The sequence below is a fragment of the Streptomyces sp. CC224B genome (assembly GCF_030010595.1).
Taxonomy (GTDB): domain Bacteria; phylum Actinomycetota; class Actinomycetes; order Streptomycetales; family Streptomycetaceae; genus Streptomyces; species Streptomyces longispororuber.
The window spans coordinates 1-17,209 of sequence record NZ_JASCXL010000164.1 but is presented as its reverse complement, the minus strand read 5'-3'; the positions used below and the strand labels follow the sequence as shown (position 1 = coordinate 17,209).

At 72.3% G+C, this 17,209-nt stretch carries 15 protein-coding genes and 2 pseudogenes; 10 read left to right on the top strand and 7 right to left on the bottom strand.

The genetic code is table 11. The features are described from left to right. Nucleotides 1-266: 266 nt before the first annotated feature. A complete protein-coding gene (locus QK440_RS38305; protein WP_282797890.1) occupies nucleotides 267-503 on the bottom strand; it encodes a hypothetical protein in 237 nt (78 codons plus the stop codon). Between the two features lie 1,333 nt (nucleotides 504-1,836). Between QK440_RS38305 and QK440_RS38300 the strand changes: the two are divergent. Further along, nucleotides 1,837-1,968: pseudogene (locus QK440_RS38300) on the top strand (AAA family ATPase); the annotation flags it as partial. A 40-nt stretch (nucleotides 1,969-2,008) separates the two neighbouring features. Here the strand turns inward: QK440_RS38300 and QK440_RS38295 are convergent. Continuing rightward, the gene (locus tag QK440_RS38295; protein WP_282797889.1) at nucleotides 2,009-2,443 is read right to left on the bottom strand and encodes a DUF6228 family protein; all 435 of its coding nucleotides are present in this window, start codon (nucleotides 2,441-2,443) and stop codon (nucleotides 2,009-2,011) included. A gap of 301 nt (nucleotides 2,444-2,744) precedes the next feature. Between QK440_RS38295 and QK440_RS38290 the strand changes: the two genes are divergently transcribed. Continuing rightward, nucleotides 2,745-3,590: a hypothetical protein gene (locus QK440_RS38290; RefSeq protein WP_282797888.1), complete on the top strand. Its 846-nt coding sequence runs from the start codon at nucleotides 2,745-2,747 to the stop codon at nucleotides 3,588-3,590. Nucleotides 3,591-4,083: 493 nt separating this feature from the next. Beyond that, nucleotides 4,084-4,182, top strand: a pseudogene (locus tag QK440_RS38285) (carbohydrate ABC transporter permease); the annotation flags it as partial. Between the two features lie 168 nt (nucleotides 4,183-4,350). Here QK440_RS38285 and QK440_RS38280 read toward each other — a convergent pair. Continuing rightward, nucleotides 4,351-4,545: a hypothetical protein gene (locus QK440_RS38280; protein WP_282797892.1), complete on the bottom strand. Its 195-nt coding sequence runs from the start codon at nucleotides 4,543-4,545 to the stop codon at nucleotides 4,351-4,353. 140 nt (nucleotides 4,546-4,685) lie between these two features. On the opposite strand from QK440_RS38280, the gene QK440_RS38275 reads away from it, so the two are divergent. From QK440_RS38275 to QK440_RS38260, 4 genes are read left to right on the top strand one after another with little or no spacing between them, the layout of a single operon-like run. Further along, nucleotides 4,686-5,231 (top strand): hypothetical protein, encoded by a 546-nt coding sequence (locus QK440_RS38275; RefSeq protein WP_282797887.1) that lies wholly within the window; start codon nucleotides 4,686-4,688, stop codon nucleotides 5,229-5,231. A gap of 4 nt (nucleotides 5,232-5,235) precedes the next feature. Then, on the top strand, nucleotides 5,236-7,884 hold the full coding sequence (locus QK440_RS38270; RefSeq protein ID WP_282797886.1) for a VWA domain-containing protein: 2,649 nt from the start codon (nucleotides 5,236-5,238) through the stop codon (nucleotides 7,882-7,884). Continuing rightward, the gene (locus tag QK440_RS38265; RefSeq protein ID WP_282797885.1) at nucleotides 7,881-9,314 is read left to right on the top strand and encodes an extracellular solute-binding protein; all 1,434 of its coding nucleotides are present in this window, start codon (nucleotides 7,881-7,883) and stop codon (nucleotides 9,312-9,314) included. The genes QK440_RS38270 and QK440_RS38265 overlap by 4 nt, the downstream gene beginning before the upstream one ends. 60 nt (nucleotides 9,315-9,374) lie before the next feature. Next, nucleotides 9,375-9,836, top strand: coding sequence for a GNAT family N-acetyltransferase (locus QK440_RS38260; protein ID WP_282797884.1), 462 nt, complete (start codon nucleotides 9,375-9,377; stop codon nucleotides 9,834-9,836). Here QK440_RS38260 and QK440_RS38255 read toward each other — a convergent pair. Then, nucleotides 9,804-10,796 carry an NAD(P)-binding domain-containing protein gene (locus tag QK440_RS38255; RefSeq protein ID WP_282797883.1) on the bottom strand — a complete coding sequence of 331 codons (993 nt, stop codon included), beginning with the start codon at nucleotides 10,794-10,796 and terminating at the stop codon, nucleotides 9,804-9,806. The two genes, QK440_RS38260 and QK440_RS38255, sit on opposite strands and share 33 nt — an antisense overlap. 59 nt (nucleotides 10,797-10,855) lie before the next feature. Here QK440_RS38255 and QK440_RS38250 point away from each other — a divergent pair, with 59 nt between their 5' ends. Then, the gene (locus tag QK440_RS38250) at nucleotides 10,856-11,263 is read left to right on the top strand and encodes a MerR family transcriptional regulator (RefSeq protein ID WP_282797882.1); all 408 of its coding nucleotides are present in this window, start codon (nucleotides 10,856-10,858) and stop codon (nucleotides 11,261-11,263) included. A gap of 432 nt (nucleotides 11,264-11,695) precedes the next feature. Here the strand turns inward: QK440_RS38250 and QK440_RS38245 are convergent, their stop codons facing one another. Continuing rightward, on the bottom strand, nucleotides 11,696-12,097 hold the full coding sequence (locus QK440_RS38245; protein ID WP_282797881.1) for an STAS domain-containing protein: 402 nt from the start codon (nucleotides 12,095-12,097) through the stop codon (nucleotides 11,696-11,698). Nucleotides 12,098-12,395: 298 nt separating this feature from the next. On the opposite strand from QK440_RS38245, the gene QK440_RS38240 reads away from it, so the two are divergent. After that, nucleotides 12,396-13,499, top strand: a complete 1,104-nt coding sequence (locus tag QK440_RS38240; protein ID WP_282797880.1) for an NUDIX hydrolase — start codon at nucleotides 12,396-12,398, stop codon at nucleotides 13,497-13,499. Here the strand turns inward: QK440_RS38240 and QK440_RS38235 are convergent. Next, nucleotides 13,496-14,212 carry an MBL fold metallo-hydrolase gene (locus QK440_RS38235; protein ID WP_282797891.1) on the bottom strand — a complete coding sequence of 239 codons (717 nt, stop codon included), beginning with the start codon at nucleotides 14,210-14,212 and terminating at the stop codon, nucleotides 13,496-13,498. The two genes, QK440_RS38240 and QK440_RS38235, sit on opposite strands and share 4 nt — an antisense overlap. 142 nt (nucleotides 14,213-14,354) lie before the next feature. Further along, nucleotides 14,355-15,713, bottom strand: coding sequence for a dipeptidase (locus QK440_RS38230; protein WP_282797879.1), 1,359 nt, complete (start codon nucleotides 15,711-15,713; stop codon nucleotides 14,355-14,357). Between the two features lie 220 nt (nucleotides 15,714-15,933). Here QK440_RS38230 and QK440_RS38225 point away from each other — a divergent pair, with 220 nt between their 5' ends. Next, nucleotides 15,934-17,136 carry a geranylgeranyl reductase family protein gene (locus QK440_RS38225; protein WP_282797878.1) on the top strand — a complete coding sequence of 401 codons (1,203 nt, stop codon included), beginning with the start codon at nucleotides 15,934-15,936 and terminating at the stop codon, nucleotides 17,134-17,136. The last annotated feature ends 73 nt before the right edge of the window (nucleotides 17,137-17,209 follow it).

Here is a 17,209-nt window from a genome sequence, read left to right as displayed (position 1 = left end):
TGGGCGCAATCCGATCCCATGCCGCATCCGTCAACTCACCACGACCCACCACAAGATCAATTATCAGACAGGACCTAAGGGTTCGCCGCCCACACCTGCCGCCTCGCCGGGAAGCCTGCGCGACAGGGGTGGGCTTTCTTGTCGCCGGGGCACCGTAGGGACGCGGCGGATCTGAACTCAAAGATGATCTCCGCGCCCCGGACGGCGCTGGTTTCTCCGGATCACGACGCACCTGCCCGGACGAGTAAGGGCGCCGCAACCCGCCATCAGTCAACAGCCGCCAGGGACTTCCCCCACCCACGCAGCTCGGTGACAGCCCTGTCGAGCCCGCGGCGCGTCTCCGCGACATGCTCGGCGGCCATGTACCGGTCGTTCGCCGTGAACCCGTCCTCGCCATAGACAAACGGACGTCTACGGTCCGGATCGTCACTCGACGGCTCCACCGCCAACCGAAGGCGCGCCAGCAGCTCCGCGCCCTCCCGGTACCGCAGCATCAGACTCACGTTGAAGTGTGGTGCCGCCAGAGGGGGGAGCTGTATGCGGTGGCTCGGCGGCAGGGTTGTAGCCGGGCTTCAAGCCCGACTGCGAGTTCGGCGTAGACTTCATGATGAAGTCCTTTCTTGAGCGTTGGGACTTAGTGATCGGCGAGTTCGCAGCTCGCCGGTTGCGGCGGCCGGGTGTTCGCAGCACCCGGCCGTCCGCGTCGGTAGCAATTTTTCCGGTGCTCGGAGCTGTTCTGCTCCTACTTGCGGACGATCCACAAGATCCATCGTTACCTTTCCGTTACCTCCATGGGTGAACGCTTCGCGCCGACAGGGGATGCCTGACGGTGCCGACACGCGGCTCTGCTTGGCGTTCTTGGAACCTACCTGGACGTCGACTCCAGGCCACCGCGAATGGACCTCTTTCCGGAAAGCGGTTCTCTCCCTAGGCAGGGAGAATCCCGACGACAAAAACAATGTCAGCTTCTGACGTGCACACTCTGGCCTCCCGCTTCCCGTCTGGCGGAGTGCGGTGCTACCTGCGGCACGCAAGTTGCGCAGCCTGTGAATGTGGCCGGAACCCGTCCGCCCGCCCTCCGTCCCCCCGGCGCGGCCTCCACCACCCTCTCGCGCACCAACCTGGGATCGCCACAAACTTGCCCGACCTTGCTCCGGCAACCGCAACCTTGCACAAACTTGCCGGGGCTGCGGGGTCGGCGGAGCCCAGGGAGAACTCGCGCATGCGAGCCCCAACCCTGACCCGCGCAGCCAGTCAGCGATCCGGAAAAGCAAGCGAGACTCACGCGAAACGGCGCCCTTCGACTCCTCCACTGGCCACTCTTCCTCAGTGCTCCGTCTGTGCGCTGTTGGTCGGCCATGAACCAACAAAGACGGGTGTAGAACCAACAGCCTGCTGTGCGAGGCGGACGCCATCTTCGACGGCCGTTTGCCAGCAGTCGAGTCACGAACGCCCGAAAGATCCCCTCTTGGTCGTCATGCGAATATGCCAAATCACTTGGAATGCCCGCTCCCCACGTTGCGTGATCTGAGGCCCTGACAGCAGGTCTCGTACCTGGACAAACACAACTGTCCAGCCGCGACTCCGTAAGCCCCCACACGTGCGATCGGGATAAACCTCCCCCGAGGCCAGCTCCACACTATGGTGCCGAGAAATCCGGCCATCAAAAACCGGACCCGCGATACCAGCCCAAAACCCCAGGAGGTCCCACCCCCTCCCAGCAGGAAAGAGATCGACCAGCACACTCTGGCCTCTCGCTTCTCCGCCACCGGCTGCGGCAGTTTGGGGCTCGTGAAGGTTCCGTCGCGGAGCATGGGGAAGAGCACGGCGGCCCGGTTCACCGACCCCCGCCTCCGCGCGGCCATCGTCGACCGCCTCACCTTCGGCGGCAGCATCGTCGAGACCGGCACCGACTCCTACCTTCTCGCCACCACCCGAGCCCGTGCTGAGCAGCAAGCCGTCGGCTGAACCTGGCGCGTGGTGCCTGCGCGGAGCGATCGGGGTCGATCTACCCCTGGCCCAGGATTTCCCGCAGGTCCGCAGCTACAGCCGTCATCCCTTCACCGGCTTCGATCACGGTCGTCACCGTGCACTTCCAGTCACCGGGACAGAAGCCGGACCGAAGAGTCCAGTCCAGATACACATGCCCACCCGAGCCGAAGGTCGCCGTCAGGACCAGGTTGTTGTTGGTCCAGACCCGCTCCCCCTCCCAGCCACGGAAGTCTCGCGCGAGGCCGTCGAAAAACTCGCTCATGTCATCCCAGACGGTGACGGTCACGTTCTCGAGCCGCGCGCGCACGCCATCAGCAACGGCCTCCACCGCAAAGACGGTTTCGTACTCATCCGCATGCGACCAGTCGAACAACCGGACAGAGGTCGCCAGCGCCCCCGGCCCCCGCACGACGAGTTCGACCTGCCCGGGACCCACCTCGATCAGACTCACCCGCTGAAGGATACGGACGTCGACACGTTGACAAGATCACGTTTCCGTGACCCAGGACCGCTGCTCCTTCTCATCGGAGGGTGCTGCCGTCCTCGAAGGTGAGCAGCACTGGCCGCCCCTGGATCGACCTACCGCACGATGGCGCCGCGCCGCAGCCGCACCCGGCAGCGGACGTACCAAACTGCGGAACAAGCAGCGCATGTGCGCCGGGTATGTGCACCCATTGGCAGTTTCACGCGCTTGTCGTCAAATCAGGCGGGTTCCACTCTGGCCACCTCAGCCGACAACCGCAGGGGGGCCTATGGCGCTCTTCGGCAACGACAACGCAGAACTGCTCCGGCAGATCATCGGCCAGCTCGGACAAATCAGCTCCGACCTCGCCGCACTCAAGCAGCAAGTCGCCGACCAGCAACTCGCCATCGACCAGATCCGGCAGGACACCACCGCAACCCTCAGCACCGGCCTCACCGAAAACCGAGCCGTCATCCGTGACGGACTCGACCGCACCCGCGACACCATCGGCACCCCCCTCACCCGCATCAGCACCGAGCTTGTCGCCATCCGTGGCGACATCGGCGGTCTCGACAGCCAACTCAAGAAGTGCGCCGAAAACGTGCAGGCACGCCCCGCAGTCGCAGCGGCACCGTTACCCGAGCCCGAGCCGGCACCTGCCGAGCAGTCGGACGACGAACCCGCCGCCGAGCCTGCCGAGCCCGCTGAACCAGAGGACCGCGAGCGAGGCGAGCCCGACAGCGACATCCTGCGAGCCGCCGCCGGCATCGCCCACGCCACCGTCGAAGCACACCGCGACACCTGGGCATTCCTCATCCAAGTCGCCGGGAACGAGCAGCACTTCCACATCCCCGGCGCCGTCCAGGACGACGACGGATTCGTCAGCGTCCGCCTCTCCGGCCCCAGCCTCGTAGCCGCCATCACCAGCCTCGCCCACGTCACCCGCGACACGAAGAATCCCGTCACGCGGGCAATCGCCGACCACATCCAAAACAAGATCACCAAAGCCGTGCAGGCGATCATCGACAGGCCACACAGCGGCGACCCCGGCACCCCCGTCCGAATCGTCATCGACGACCGCGCCCGCCCCGACGACCAACCCGACGACGGAGAACAGCCAACGACCGGCCGCTAGACAGCAAGACGTCCCCGCCCATCATGGGCGGGGACGCCGACACGCCAGCCAAATGGCCCGGGGGCATGGCCGTCGAACGGGGGCGTCGACATGAGCCAGCCTGGAGATCACCAGCGGGCGCGCCAGACCACCGACCAGTCGGGGGTGTAACCATGGTGCGCACCAGCTACCCGCTACATCGACTGGGCCCTCGGTGCCGGCCCCGCGCAGCCCTCCCATCGCCGCATCGAATGCGCCGACTGCCCCGCCGCCTCCGGCGACAGCCTCGGCCAGCTCGGACCCGACCAGTGGGCCCTCCAGCACGCCGACGCCACCGGCTACCGCGAGACCGTCATATCCCACCTCCGCGCCACGCCCGCCGAGGACGCCTAGCCTCCGGATTCACCCGGGGTGGGAGGCATGTGACGCGACTCTTGTAGTGTACATGCTTCTCGGAATATGCACATATGTACATATGCAGGACGGTGATGGAGGCCGGGCCTGGACCCCGCCCGCGGGCTCCATCCTGGTGGCCCTGCCCATGATCCTGGTCTTCCTGCTCCTCCAGCGTCACTTCATCGCGGGGCTGACCCTGGGGGCCGGCAAGGGGTGAGCGGCGGACCTGCGGAGACATTCCTTTCAGTCGCCGCGGCGCCAGTGGCCGCGGGCGGAAGACCGCACGTCGGAGTCCATCCGCGATGCCCTCGGCCCCCGGCGGCCCACCGCTTCCCCGCGGAGACCGCGCCCCCACCCGGACGAATGGAGGCGCGGTCGTGAGCGGTCAGCTTGCCTCTCGGCCCTTGCCGCGCCGTCCTCCCGACGCATCGGCCCAGACCTCGGCGGCGGCCAGGTCGACCTCGTCCTGCGACAGACCGGCCTGCACCGTGATCAGACCCCGTGTGCCGTCCGGGAACGTCGTCTCGCGCATCTCCACGCCCAACCGGGCGGGACCGCATTCGCCAGACACATCAACCATCACAACCCTCCCATCCATGGCACAACCAGGCCTACCACGGGCCGACCGCCGCAGTCGGGACCCACACCTCCGCGTGTCGCGACGGCTGCTGCGTGCAAGGAACTGCCGTACTGTCAGATGCCGCGCCACAATGGTGAGTTATGACATCTGGCGAGGACGGGGACCGCAGGGCACTGCGGATCACGCTGGTGGGTGGCGCCGCGGGTGACAGCGACGTCAGGGCGCTGAAGAAGTGGCTGGAGCGGGAGCTCGCCCTGGAGGCGTGGGCCGAGCAGGAGAAGCTCCGCATCGAGCTGCGGGCGGACAGCACGGACAGCGCGGATGCGCGCGGCCGTCCGATGGGGGCCGGCCTCGAGATCCTGGTCGTGCTGCTCACCGCCGTGAGCCAGCCCTTCTTCAACGACGTGTACGACAAGGTGAAGAGCGGCGTCCAGGCGTGGCGGGAGAACCGCCGCTCCGTGGAGAGCGGCGATCCGCCTGAGCACCGTATCGAGCCGGTCGGACCCACCGGTCCCGCTGGCCCCGGCGGTTCCGCCGGACCTGCCGGTTCCGCCGGTTCCGCCGGTCCCGCTGGTTCCGCCGCATCCGGCGGTCCCGCCCGTCCTGCCGGAGTGAGCGGTACGGACGGTGCCGCCGGGCCCCCTGAGGCGACCGACCCGGACGCCGACGCGGCTGACAGGGAGTAACCCCGTGGAGCGCTACGACCCGAGGGGGAGGGTGAACCGGGCGCTGCTCGTGGGAGTCTCCGCGTACGAACACAAGGCAAATGAGGTCGCGGGCGGGGTGCTCGGCGACCTGGAAGCCGTGGAGAAGAACCTGCCGCTGCTGCGGGACGCCCTGTACGCGGGCGGGATGTTCAGCGAGGGGTCCGCCGACGAGAGCGGCGAGGACGAGGTCGTCATGTGCCGGCCCGGCGGCACCGAGGACCTCACCGAAGCCCTCGTGGCGGCCGCCGGGGCCGCCACCGGGCTGCTGCTGTTCTACTTCGCCGGGCACGGCGCCGTCCCGTCGGGTGGCGAGGAACTCTGGCTGCAGATGCCCAAGGCGCGCACGATCCCGGGAAGCGCCGACGTCTTCCCGGGCGCGACGCGCCTCACGGAGGTCCTGGCCATCCTCGCCAACACCCGGGCCCAGCGCGTGGTCGTCGTCCTGGACTGCTGCTTCGCGGGCAACGGCGCCCGCGTCCTGGAAGCACTGGAGTACCGGGCCAGGCGGAAGTTCTCGCTGCTGATGAGCGTGCAGGCCGGGCACAAGATCGACGCGGGGGACGACTCGACCCCCACGCCCTTCACCGAGGCGCTCGCCCGGACGCTGCGCGAAGGCGCCGGCGGGCACGGCGGCGACATGACCCTGGAGGACCTCGGGCAGTCCCTGCGCGAGGAGTTCCAGGAGCGCGGCCTGCTCACCCTGCGCGCGGAGCCCTGGGTTCCGCAGCTCCGCCGGGGTGACGACGGTGTCGACGTGGTCCTCGCCGCCCGGGCCGGCACCTCGTCCCACCTGCCGAGCGGCTGGCTCACCTGGCATCCGCCGCCCCCCTCCTGGTACCGGAACCCGAAGGTGCGCCGCGCCGCCGCCGTCACCCTCGTCTCCGCCGCCCTGGTCGGCACGGCCGGATACCTCGCCGCCAACTGGTCCGGCGAGCAGGCCGCCTGTGTCGCCCCCCAGGAGCTGCGCCTGCTCACCGACCCCGACCTGGAGAACACCGTCCGGGACGCGGCCCACGCCTATCTGACCTCGGAGGCCAACGAGGCGGCGGACGGCTGCCCGCGCGCCCTGGTCACCGTTTACGCGGCCCGCGCCGCCGACGCCGTCACGGCCTTCCGCGACCGTACGCACGCCTGGCAGAAGCCGCCGGGGAACATCACCGAGCGCGGGGGAGCGGACGGAACCGACACGTCCGCGCGTCCCGAATCCGCCCTCGACCCCCAGCGCGACGTCGGAGCCCAGCCCGACATCTGGATCCCGGCGAGCGGCGCGGACGTCGAGCGGGCCGAGCGGACCAGCGGGGGCGGCGGGTCGGCCGCCGTCGCGGAGCTCGGCAAGCCGTCCGCGCCCCTCGCCCGTTCGCCGATGGTCCTCGCCGTGCCCCGGGGCAGGGGCGAACCCGCGGGGGAGGAGCGCAAGGGGGAGCTCGGCCGCCTCGTCGAGGCGTTCCGGCAGCGGCTGCCCGGGGGTGAAGTGGCGCGTACGGACCCCGAGTCCGCGGACTCCGGGCTGCTCACCACCGCCGCCCTGTACGCCTCGCGGAAGTCCACCGCGGTCGAGCGCTCCCTGGCCCGGCCCGGTCCGCCGGCGCGCACGGGGCAGGAGCTGCTGTGCGAGCTGCCGCAGGACCGGCAGGCCGACGCCCGTACCGCGGCGCTCGTCCCGGAGTACCTGCTGCGGGCCGGGGTGGACTGCGCGGCCCGCACCCGCCGGCCGCGCGTCGCCGCCTACCCGAGCGACGTGCCGGGGCTCGCCCCCGTCTTCGTCAAGGTGACCTGGGACAACGCCGAGGGGGCCAAGGAGGCGCGGGACGACGCCGTCCACGACTTCCGGCGCTGGCTCGCCGGGCGCGAGGGGCAGCGGGTGTTCCGCGGGGACGGCTTCTGGCCCGCGCGGGGCGAGGCGGCGGCCGTGCCGAACCCTCCGGAGACCGGCGCGGGCACGCTCGGCGCCCCCGACCCGGCGCCCGTGACCGCGCGGGCCGACCGGCTGGACGAGGTCCTGACCGCCTACCGCCGGGCCACCGGCCCGGGACGGGTGCTGTTCCTGCTGGACAGCTCGGGCTCGATGAGCGACCTCTGGGAGGGCACCGGGGGCGCCCCGGCCCTGGTCGAACAGTCCCTGCCCGGGCTCGGCGCGCAGGACGAGTACGGCATCTGGGCGGTGGCCTCGCCGGACGGCGCCCCCCGCCCGTACCGGGCCCTGCTGCCCCTCGGCCGCTGGCCGCGGACCACCGCCCAGCGGGCTCTCGAGGAGAAGGCCGAGGTCGTGGACGCGCAGGCCGACCCCTACGCGGCGCTGGGCGCCGCCCTGGACGAGCTGGACCGCCGGGGCAGCGGGGCCGACGACCGCCCCCAGTTGGTCGTCTTCCTCACCGACGGCGAGGACAACGACCGCGAGGGCGCGCGCGGCAGGCTCGACGACGTACTCGTGTCCGCCGAGGCCAAGGGGGTCCCGGTGCTCATGGTGTCCTTCACCGGCGGCGGCTGCGACCGGGGCACCCCGGACCGGCGCATCGCCGACGTGAGCGGCGGGTCCTGCCTGGACGCCTCGGACGACCTGGCGGCGGGGCTGCGCGACGAGGTCGCCCGCACGGGCCAGGGCGACGTGCCCGAAGGAGGCGACGGAGCATGACCGACCGGTCCCCGCACCGCCCGGGAAGGGGCGTGGCCGCGGCCCTGGCGCTGCTCCTGGCCGCGTCGGCCTGCACGGGCGGCGGCGACCAGCGGGCCGACGACGTCTCGGACGGCGCGGCCGACGGCGGCACCATCGTGATCGCCAGCGGCCGCGACGTCACCGGTCGCAGCGGCGTGCGCCAGCAGCTCGTCGACGCGTGGAACGAGCAGCAGCGCCGCAGGAACAGCGGCTACACGGCGCGCCTCGTGGAACTGCCGGGCACCGCCGACCAGCAGCGCAGCCAGTTGCTCGGCGCGCTCCAGTCGGGCAGCTCCGCCTACGACGTCGTCAACCTGGACGTGACCTGGGTGCCGGAGTTCGCCGCGGCGAAGGCCGTGCGCGAGCTCGACCCCCGGCTCGTGGACGGCGACGTCATCCCGTCGGTGGCCGCGACGGCCCGCTGGAAGGGCGCGGTGTACGCGGTGCCCTTCAACAGCGACGTGGGGGTGCTCTACTACCGCAAGGACTACGTGCGCAAGGCGGGGGTCCAGCAGTCCGACGGCGGCGTCCGGGTGAAGGACTGGGACGACCTCAAGGGCCTGATCGAGACCGTCGACGAGGCGGAGGAGGACGACCTGCTCCCCGCCGCGTACGAGAAGGGCTGGACCACCCAGCTCGACGCGTACGAGGGCCTGACCGTCAACGGCATCGAGGCCTTCGCCTCCGCCGGCGAGCGGGTCGCCGACCTCGTGGACGGCAAGGGCGCCTACGACGGTTCGGTGCCCCGACTGGAGGAGGGGCTCGCGGAGCTGCGGTCCCGCGCGGACGGCGCCTACACCTTCGGCGGCGCCCAGGGCTCCGACGAGGCCCGCTCCCTGGCCGACTTCGCCTCCGGCCGCACGGCGTTCCTGCGCCACTGGCCCTATGCGTACGGCACCCTCCACCAGATCCTGCCGAAGGGTGCCCTGGGGGTGGCGGCGCTGCCGGGCAAGGCGGTGCTCGGCGGCCAGAACCTCGCCGTGGCCCGCAACTCCCGGCACCGGACGGACGTCGTCGACGACCTGGTCGCGTACCTCACCGGCAAGGAGAGCGAACGCTGCCTGCTGGAGGCGGGGTTCGCGGCCACGCGCACGTCGGCGTACGCCAAGGACCCGCCCATGCTGTGCACCGTGGCGCGGCCCTCCCCCTCCGGCGGGCCGTCCCGTTCGGGCGAGGCCGCCGACCAGATGCCCCGGGAGCCGGACGGCCGGCCGCGGTACGCCGCGCCCGTGCTGCTGCCCGCGCTGAAGGCGGCGGTCCAGCGCCCCCGCACCCAGCTCTACGGGGTGTTCACCCAGGTCTTCAGCAACGAACTGCACCGGCTGTTCGGGAAGAACCCGCAGAGCGTGGGCGACGTGGCGAAGCGCCTGGACGAGACGCTGCGGAAGGCGCTGCCCGAGCGCGACTGAGCCCTGGGCGCACACCGGGCGGGCGCGGCCCCGGTGGGTCCCGTCTGCCAGACTGCTCAGGTGATGATCAGATGCGCGCGCGAGCAGGACGTCGCCGGTCTCCTCGGCCTGGCGGCCGAGGTCGAGCACTGGTTCGGCCCGATGGTGGGGGTCCCGGCCTTCCACGACGCCGTGGACGAGCACATCCGCCGGTCCACGGCGCTCGTCGCCGTCTCGGGACCGGACGTCGTCGGCGGCCTGCTGTTCGGCGGCGAGCCCCCCGTCCACCACGTCGACTGGCTCGTCGTCTCGCAGCAGGCGCGCGGGACGGGCGTCGGCCGCGCGCTGCTCGCGGACGCGGTCGACAGGTTCGTGCGGGGCCCGGGCAGCATCGAGGTCGTCACCTTCGGCGCCGACCACCCGGGCGCGGTCGCCAGCGGCGCCCGGGTCTTCTACGAGCGCCTGGGCTTCACCCCGGCTGAAGCCGCGCCTCCGGGCCCCGAAGGCGGTTCACGGCAGGTCTACCGCCGGGCCGTCACCTGAGGCGGGTACCGCGGCCCCCGCCGACTGCCGCGCGCCCGCGTCCTGGGACGGCTGCTTGAAGATCTCGTACACCGACAGGTAGTTGTGGTCGCCGTGCCCCTGGGCGACCGCGCGCTCGGCGAGTTGCTGCATCAGACGCGGCAGGTCGGTGTGGACGCCCTGCTCCGCGCTGGTGCGGGTGATGTGTTCCAGGGCGTTCAGGTTCATCACCAGCGTGCCGAGGTCGCCGGGGTAGTGGGCGCTGTCCAGGGCGGGCGCGTACTGGGCGAGCATCGGCCGCAGGACGCCGGGCAGGAACCAGTCGAGCGCGAGCCGCGAGAAGTCCGCCGCGGACACCCCCGCCGAGCCCACCAGGGCCGAGGCGTGCAGGAAGCCGTTGGCGGTCGCGTACATCAGATGCAGCAGCGCCGTGTTGTGGAGCACCGCGAGGGTGGCGTCCTCGCCGAGGTGGCGGGGGTCGCCCAGGCTCGCCAGCGTGTCCCGGTGCTCCTCGAAGACGGTGCGGTCGCCGCTGTACAGGAAGACCGCGTCGGGCCGCCCCACGAGCGGTGGCGGCACCATGACGGAGCCGTCGAGATAGGCCAGGCCGCGACCGGCCGCCCAGGCGGCCGCCGCGCGCGCCTCCCGCGGCGTACCGGAGTTGAGGTTCACCAGGGCCCGGCCCGCGAGGGCGTCCCCGGCCGGGTCGAAGACCTCGTACATGGTGTCGTAGGTGTTGAGGCACATCAGGGTGACCGGGCTCGCGGCGAGCGCGTCCGCCACGCTCCCGGCGAGCCGGGCCCCTCGGGCGACCAGGTCGGTGGCGCGCTCAGGGGTGCGGTTCCAGACGGTCGTGGGGTGGCCCTTGGCCAGGAGGGTCTCGGCGAGGACGAGCCTCATGGGGCCCAGGCCGACGACGGTGACGGGTGCCGCGGGGCGGGTGTCCGCCGCGGAACGTGTAGCTGATTCATGGTTCGTCATGCGCCGTAGACTGCTCCCTCACATCGGTGTGAGAGTCAACGGGACGTGGCGGTGATCACATGCGCATGGGTGAGTTCTCCCGGCGGACCGGCGTGAGCCAGCGGCTCCTGCGCTACTACGAGGAGCAGGGGCTGCTCGCCCCCGCGCGGCGGCCCAGCGGGTACCGCGAGTACACGGAGGAGGACGCGGCCACCGTGCGCGGCATCCGCGTGCTGCTGGCCGCCGGGCTCAGCACCGCCACCATCGCGAAGCTCCTGCCCTGCATGGTCGACGACGGCAGGACGCTCGCGCCCGCCTGCTCGGGCATGCTGCCGGACCTCACCAAGGAGCGGGACCGCATCGACGAGGCCGTCGCCGGGCTCCTCGCCGCCCGGTCACGCCTCGACGAGATCATCGACGCGACGGTGCCGGAGGCGCTCGCGGAGCCGGACACCTGTCACGCCACACCCGTGCCGAGCACTCCGTGACGTGAGCGGCTCATTTCGCGTGGGGGGCCGGGGTGTGCCACGGTGGGTGGACAGCCCGGAGTGCCGGGTGGGACGTCCGCAGTCGTAAGGAGAGGAGCACCGATGTCCTCGAAGCGCCGCCGCAAGAAGAAGGCCCGCCGCAAGCACGGGGCCAACCACGGGAAGCGGCCGCAGTCCTGACGACCACGGCCGGGGCGGTCCGGACCGGTGTCCGGGCCGCCCCGGCCGTGGCGCACGTCCCTCCATGCGACGCCCCTCTGCCGGGGCAGGCCGACGAGCAGGGTTGAGTCAGCGCTCCGTTCGCACCCGCCGCCCGTACTCGCCGTCCGCACCCGCCGTGTTCCAGACACGGCGTGCCGCCGACAAGGTCCACGGACACGTGACACCGCGGCGCACGGCGCACCACGGAGGTCCGTAATCGGCCAGGGCCCGTCAGGCCCCGCGCCGGGCCCTCGGGGCCGGGCGCCCCAGCGCCTCGTCGACCGTGGCCACCGGCGCCAGTGTCACCCGCAGGCCGGTGATGCTCATCAGGTGCAGCGCCATGCGGTCGGCGCACACCACCCGCAGTCGCGCGCCGCGCGACGTCACACGGCGCCACGCCCGCATGAGCAGGGTCAGGCAGGAGCAGTCGATGAACGTCGCGTGCGTCAGATCGATCACGACGGTGCGGGCGTCGCCGGAGGTCACCGGGTCGAGGACGGGGGCCGCCCGCTGGTGGCCCACGAGGTCGATCTCGCCGTGCAGTTCCACCACGACGCCGTCCCCGCACGCGTACACCCGCGGCGGTGAGTCGGGAGCCGCGCGCGCCGCGTCGCAGCACTCGTCCTGATGCACAAATCCCCCCAGTGCAGGGCCCGGGCCGGTTCACGACCAGGGCGGTGCGGTGAAGCAACCGGATGAGGTCACCGGGGGCCGGGGTGCCTGGCGGATCACGCTAGCGGGTGCGGGCCCCTTATGCCGTGCGGGAACGATTCGCGGGAGGGTGCTGCCACTCTTTGGGGCGAAGTTGCCGCGAGGGACTTGACAGGATGTGGCGCCTTTTGGTCTGGCGGTGGCCGCGCTCGGCGGCGGCTGGTTTCCGTGGCACCGTTTGGCGGGCAAGCCACTGGGGGTCAACAGAAGAGGGGGAAACGTGATCGTCTGGATCAATGGGGCATTCGGTGCGGGCAAGACCACCGCCGCGCGGGAACTGGTCGAGCTGATCCCGAACAGCACGCTGTTCGACCCCGAGGTCATCGGCGACGCCCTGCCGTACCTGCTGCCCGCCAAGCACCTCGCCGAGGTGGGCGATTACCAGGACCTGCCGATCTGGCGGCGCCTCGTCATCGACACGGCGGCCGGGCTGCTCGCGGAGCTCGGCGGGGTCCTGGTGGTGCCGATGACACTGCTGCGGCAGGAGTACCGCGACGAGATCTTCGGCGGCCTCGCCTCACGCAGGATAGCGATACGCCACATCCTGCTCGCTCCGGACGAAACGATCCTGCGCGCACGCGTGGCCGCACGCGACGCACCCGACCCGCGCGACGCACCCCTGGACCCGCGCGACGCACCCCTGGACCCGCGCGACGCATCCCTGGACCCGCGCGACGGCGAACCGCGCGTACCCGCGTGGCCGTTCGACCCCATCGAGCCCTACCACGCCGCGCTCGTGTCCTGGCTGGGCGCCGACACCCACCGCCTCGACACCACCTCCCTCACCCCGTACGAGACGGCCGAGCGCATCGCGGACGCCGTGCGCACCGGCGCCGCCTCCGCCTGCGACATCGTGCAGACACCCGAGCCCACCGCGGAGACCCTCGCCGCGGGCGTGCTGCTCTTCGACGAGCAGGACCGGGTGCTCCTCGTCGACCCGACGTACAAGCCCGGCTGGGAGTTCCCCGGCGGTGTCGTCGAACGGGGCGAGGCGCCCGCGCGCGCCGGGGTGCGCGAGGTCGCCGAGGAGACCGGCATCCACCTCACCGGCACCCCCCGGCTCCTGGTCGCCGACTGGGAGCCGCCCCGGCCGCCCGGGTACGGCGGCATGCGCCTGCTCTTCGACGGCGGCGTCCTGCACGGCTCCGACGCGCAGCGCCTCCTGCTGCCCGGCCCCGAACTGCGCGACTGGCGGTTCGTCACCGAGGAGGAGGCGGCCCGGCTGCTGCCGCCGATGCGCTACGTGCGGCTGCGCTGGGCGCTGCGGGCGCGGGAGCGGGGCGCGCCGCTGTACCTGGAGGCGGGCGAGCCGGTCGGCTCCTAGGCGGTCACGTACCGCGCCGCCGCCGCGCGCAGCACCGCCGCCGCGTCCGCGCGGACCGGATCGCCGTGGCCGAAGCACGCGGTGTCCGCCTCCAGCGCGGCGAGCCGCCGGAACGACGCGACGGCCTGCGCCTTGTCCTGGTTGAACACGCCGAGGAGTACCCCGGCGCCGGGCGCCTGCGCGACGGCGTCCCCGGTGAACAGGACGCCGTGCTCCGGCAGGTGCAGGCCGATGCTGCCCCGCGTGTGCCCCGGCGCGCCGACGACGTGTGCGCCGCCGGCGAAGGGCAGCACGTCGCCGTCCGTGACCTCCTGGAGCTCGGCGGCGTACACGTGCTGCTCCGTGGGCTTCGGCACGTCTTTCGTCACCGTCTCGAAGAGCGGCACCTCCCAGTCCTCAAGGACCGCGGCGGGGCCCGGCACCTCGCCGCGCACCATGGGCGCGTCCAGGTGGTGGGCGAACACGGCGGCGCCGGTCGCCTCCGCGACCTCGCCGGCGCCGCCGGAGTGGTCGCCGTGGAAGTGGGTGAGCACGACGCGCCGCAGCGCGCCCGGGCGCAGTCCGAGCTGAGTGATCGCGTCCAGGAGGGCGGGTCCGGAGCCGGGCGGTCCGGCGTCGACGAGGGTCAGCTCGTCACCGTCGCGCCACAGGTACGCCTGGCCCACGGGGAAGCGGAACAGGTGGAGGCGGGGCCGCAGTTCGATGATCTCCAAGGCATTCATGCGGTGACCGTACGCACGGGAGCGGACGGCAGGCGCGGCCCTTTCGCCTGGAGCGTACGGCTTCTGCCCGTGGCAGAGGCCGCCGTCAGGCGAGCAGCCCGCTCCTCGGCCGGGGAGCGGGCCGCCGCCGGGGTCAGCCCTTGGCCGCGTACCGCTGGAGGAACAGCGCCTCCGCGACGGACATGCGCTCCAGCTCCTCGGGGGACACGCTCTCGTTCACGGCGTGGATCTGCGCCTCCGGCTCGCTCAGGCCGATGAGGAGGATCTCCGCCTCGGGGTACAGCGCGGCCAGCGTGTTGCACAGCGGGATCGAGCCGCCCATGCCCGAGGCCTGCATCTCCTGGCCGTCGTAGGCCTCGCGCAGGGCCGCCGCCATCGCCTCGTACGCGGGGCTCGTGGTGTCCGCGCGGAACGCCTGGCCCTGGCCGATCTGCTCCGTGCGCACCCGGGCGCCCCACGGCGTGTGCGCCTCCAGGTGGGCGCGCAGCAGCTTCGTCGCCTCCGCGGCGTCCACGCCCGGCGGCACCCGCAGGCTGATCAGCGCCCGCGCGCTAGCCTGCACCGACGGCGTGGCGCCGACGACGGGCGGACAGTCGATGCCGAGCACGGTGACCGCGGGGCGCGCCCAGATGCGGTCGGCGACCGTGCCCTCGCCGATGAGGCCGACGCCGTCGAGGACCTTGGCGTCCTTGCGGAAGTCGTCCTCCGCGTACTGCAGGCCGTCCCAGGCGCCGTCGCCGTCCAGGCCGTCGACGGTGGTCGAGCCGTCCTCGGCGCGCAGCGAGTCGAGGACGCGGACCAGGGCGGCGAGCGCGTCCGGGGCGGCGCCACCGAACTGCCCGGAGTGCAGGTTGCCCTCCAGGGTGTCGATCTGGACGCGGACGAGGGTCATGCCGCGCAGCGTCGCGGTGACCGTCGGCAGGCCGACGCGGAAGTTGCCCGCGTCGCCGATGACGATCGTGTCCGCGCGCAGCAGCTCCGGGTGCGCCTCCGCGTACCGCTCCAGGCCGCCCGTGCCCTGCTCCTCGGAGCCCTCCGCGATGAACTTGACGTTCACCGGGACACCGCCGTCGGCCTTCAGCGCGCGCAGCGCGAGCAGGTGCATGATCACACCGCCCTTGCAGTCGGCGCTGCCGCGCCCGTACCAGCGGCCGGCCCGCTCGGTCAGCTCGAACGGCGGCGTGTCCCAGCCCGCCTCGTCCAGCGGCGGCTGCACGTCGTAGTGCGCGTACAGCAGGACCGTCGGGGCGTCCGCGGGGCCGGGCAGGAAGCCGTACACGGACTGCGTGCCGTCCGGGGTGTCCAGGAGCGCGACGTCCTGGAAGCCCTCGGCGCGCAGCGCGTCGGCCACCCAGGACGCGGCGGCCTCGCTCTCGCTGCGCGGGTACTGCGCGAAGTCCGCCACCGACTTGAAGGCCACCAGCTCGGTGAGCTCCGCCTTCGCCCGCGGCATGAGCGAGGCGACGGTCTCGGCGATCGGATTCGACGGCATGGGCACGCTCCTCGTAGGTGCGACGTCGTCCCCGGGGGGACGGGGGGTGCGGTTCGCGGTGGTCTCGTACGTGCGCCCCCGCGCGCGCCGGTGGGCGCGGTGCGTGGGGTGTGCACGTTCCCGATCCTCCCACAGGAGGGTCGCGGGAGCGTGCGCCGTAGGATGCCCCGCAGAGCAAGGACAGCGCGGCCAAGACGGGGATCGGGAGCGGAAGACCAACGTGAGCAGCGAGAAGTCAGCGGACGACGCGCGGCAGGTGTGGGACGTCGTCGTGGTCGGCGCGGGCCCCGCGGGAGCTTCCGCGGCCTACGCGGCGGCCGTGGCGGGACGCAGCGTCCTGGTCCTGGAGAAAGCGGAACTGCCGCGGTACAAGACGTGCGGCGGCGGCATCATCGGCCCGTCCCGGGACGCGCTGCCGCCCGGCTTCGAGCTGCCCCTGCGGGACCGGGTGCACGCGGTCACGTTCACCCTGGACGGCAAGTTCACCCGCACCCGCCGCTCGCGGCACATGCTGTTCGGGCTGATCAACCGCCCCGAGTTCGACCAGCAGCTCGTCGAGCACGCGCAGAAGGCGGGTGCCGAGGTGCGGACCGGCGTCACCGTGGCGCGCGTGGAGCAGCACGGGCCCGCCGTGCCCGACCGGCGCACGGTCGCCGTCGTCCTCCAGGGCGGCGAGACGGTCCTGGCCCGCGCGGTCGTCGGCGCCGACGGCAGCGCCAGCCGCATAGGGGCACACGTCGGGGTGAAGCTGGACCAGGTGGACCTCGGCCTGGAGGCGGAGATCCCGGTGCCCGCGACCGTCGCCGAGGACTGGGCGGGCCGCGTGCTCATCGACTGGGGCCCCCTGCCGGGCAGTTACGGCTGGGTGTTCCCCAAGGGTGACACGCTGACCGTCGGCGTGATCTCCGCGCGCGGCGAAGGCGCCGCCACCAAGCGGTACTTGGAGGACTTCATCGCCCGCCTCGGCCTCGCGGGCTTCGAGCCGGGCGTCTCCTCCGGCCACCTGACGCGCTGCCGCAGCGAGGACTCGCCGCTGTCGCGGGGCCGGGTCCTGGTGTGCGGGGACGCGGCGGGCCTGCTGGAGCCGTGGACGCGCGAGGGCATCTCGTTCGCGCTGCGCTCGGGGCGGCTCGCGGGGGAGTGGGCGGTGCGCATCGCCGAGGCCCACGACGCGGTGGACGCCCGCCGCCAGGCGCTGAACTACGCGTTCGCGGTCAAGGCGGGCCTCGGCGTGGAGATGGCCGTCGGGCGGCGGCTGCTCACGGTCTTCGAGCGGCGCCCCGGCCTGTTCCACACGGCGCTCACGGGCTTCCGCCCGGCGTGGAACGCGTTCGCGAAGATCACCCGCGGCTCGACGACGCTCGCCGAGATCGTCCGTACGCACCCCGTCGCCCACCGGGTGCTCAGCAGGCTCGACCGCTAGGGCCTGTCTGGCAAAGGATCTTGGGTGGGTTCTCTGAGCCAGAGGATGAGTGAGGCGAGGTGGACGCCGGCCT

Bases quoted from the DNA above. Each gene is read 5' to 3' on its own strand.
- QK440_RS38250 (WP_282797882.1), top strand. From the start codon at position 10,856: ATGCGCATGGGTGAGTTCTCCCGGCGGACCGGCGTGAGCCAGCGGCTC.
- QK440_RS38255 (WP_282797883.1), bottom strand. From the start codon at position 10,796: ATGACGAACCATGAATCAGCTACACGTTCCGCGGCGGACACCCGCCCC.
- QK440_RS38290 (WP_282797888.1), top strand. From the start codon at position 2,745: ATGGCGCTCTTCGGCAACGACAACGCAGAACTGCTCCGGCAGATCATC.
- QK440_RS38275 (WP_282797887.1), top strand. From the start codon at position 4,686: ATGACATCTGGCGAGGACGGGGACCGCAGGGCACTGCGGATCACGCTG.
- QK440_RS38280 (WP_282797892.1), bottom strand. From the start codon at position 4,545: ATGGTTGATGTGTCTGGCGAATGCGGTCCCGCCCGGTTGGGCGTGGAG.
- QK440_RS38265 (WP_282797885.1), top strand. From the start codon at position 7,881: ATGACCGACCGGTCCCCGCACCGCCCGGGAAGGGGCGTGGCCGCGGCC.
- QK440_RS38230 (WP_282797879.1), bottom strand. From the start codon at position 15,713: ATGCCGTCGAATCCGATCGCCGAGACCGTCGCCTCGCTCATGCCGCGG.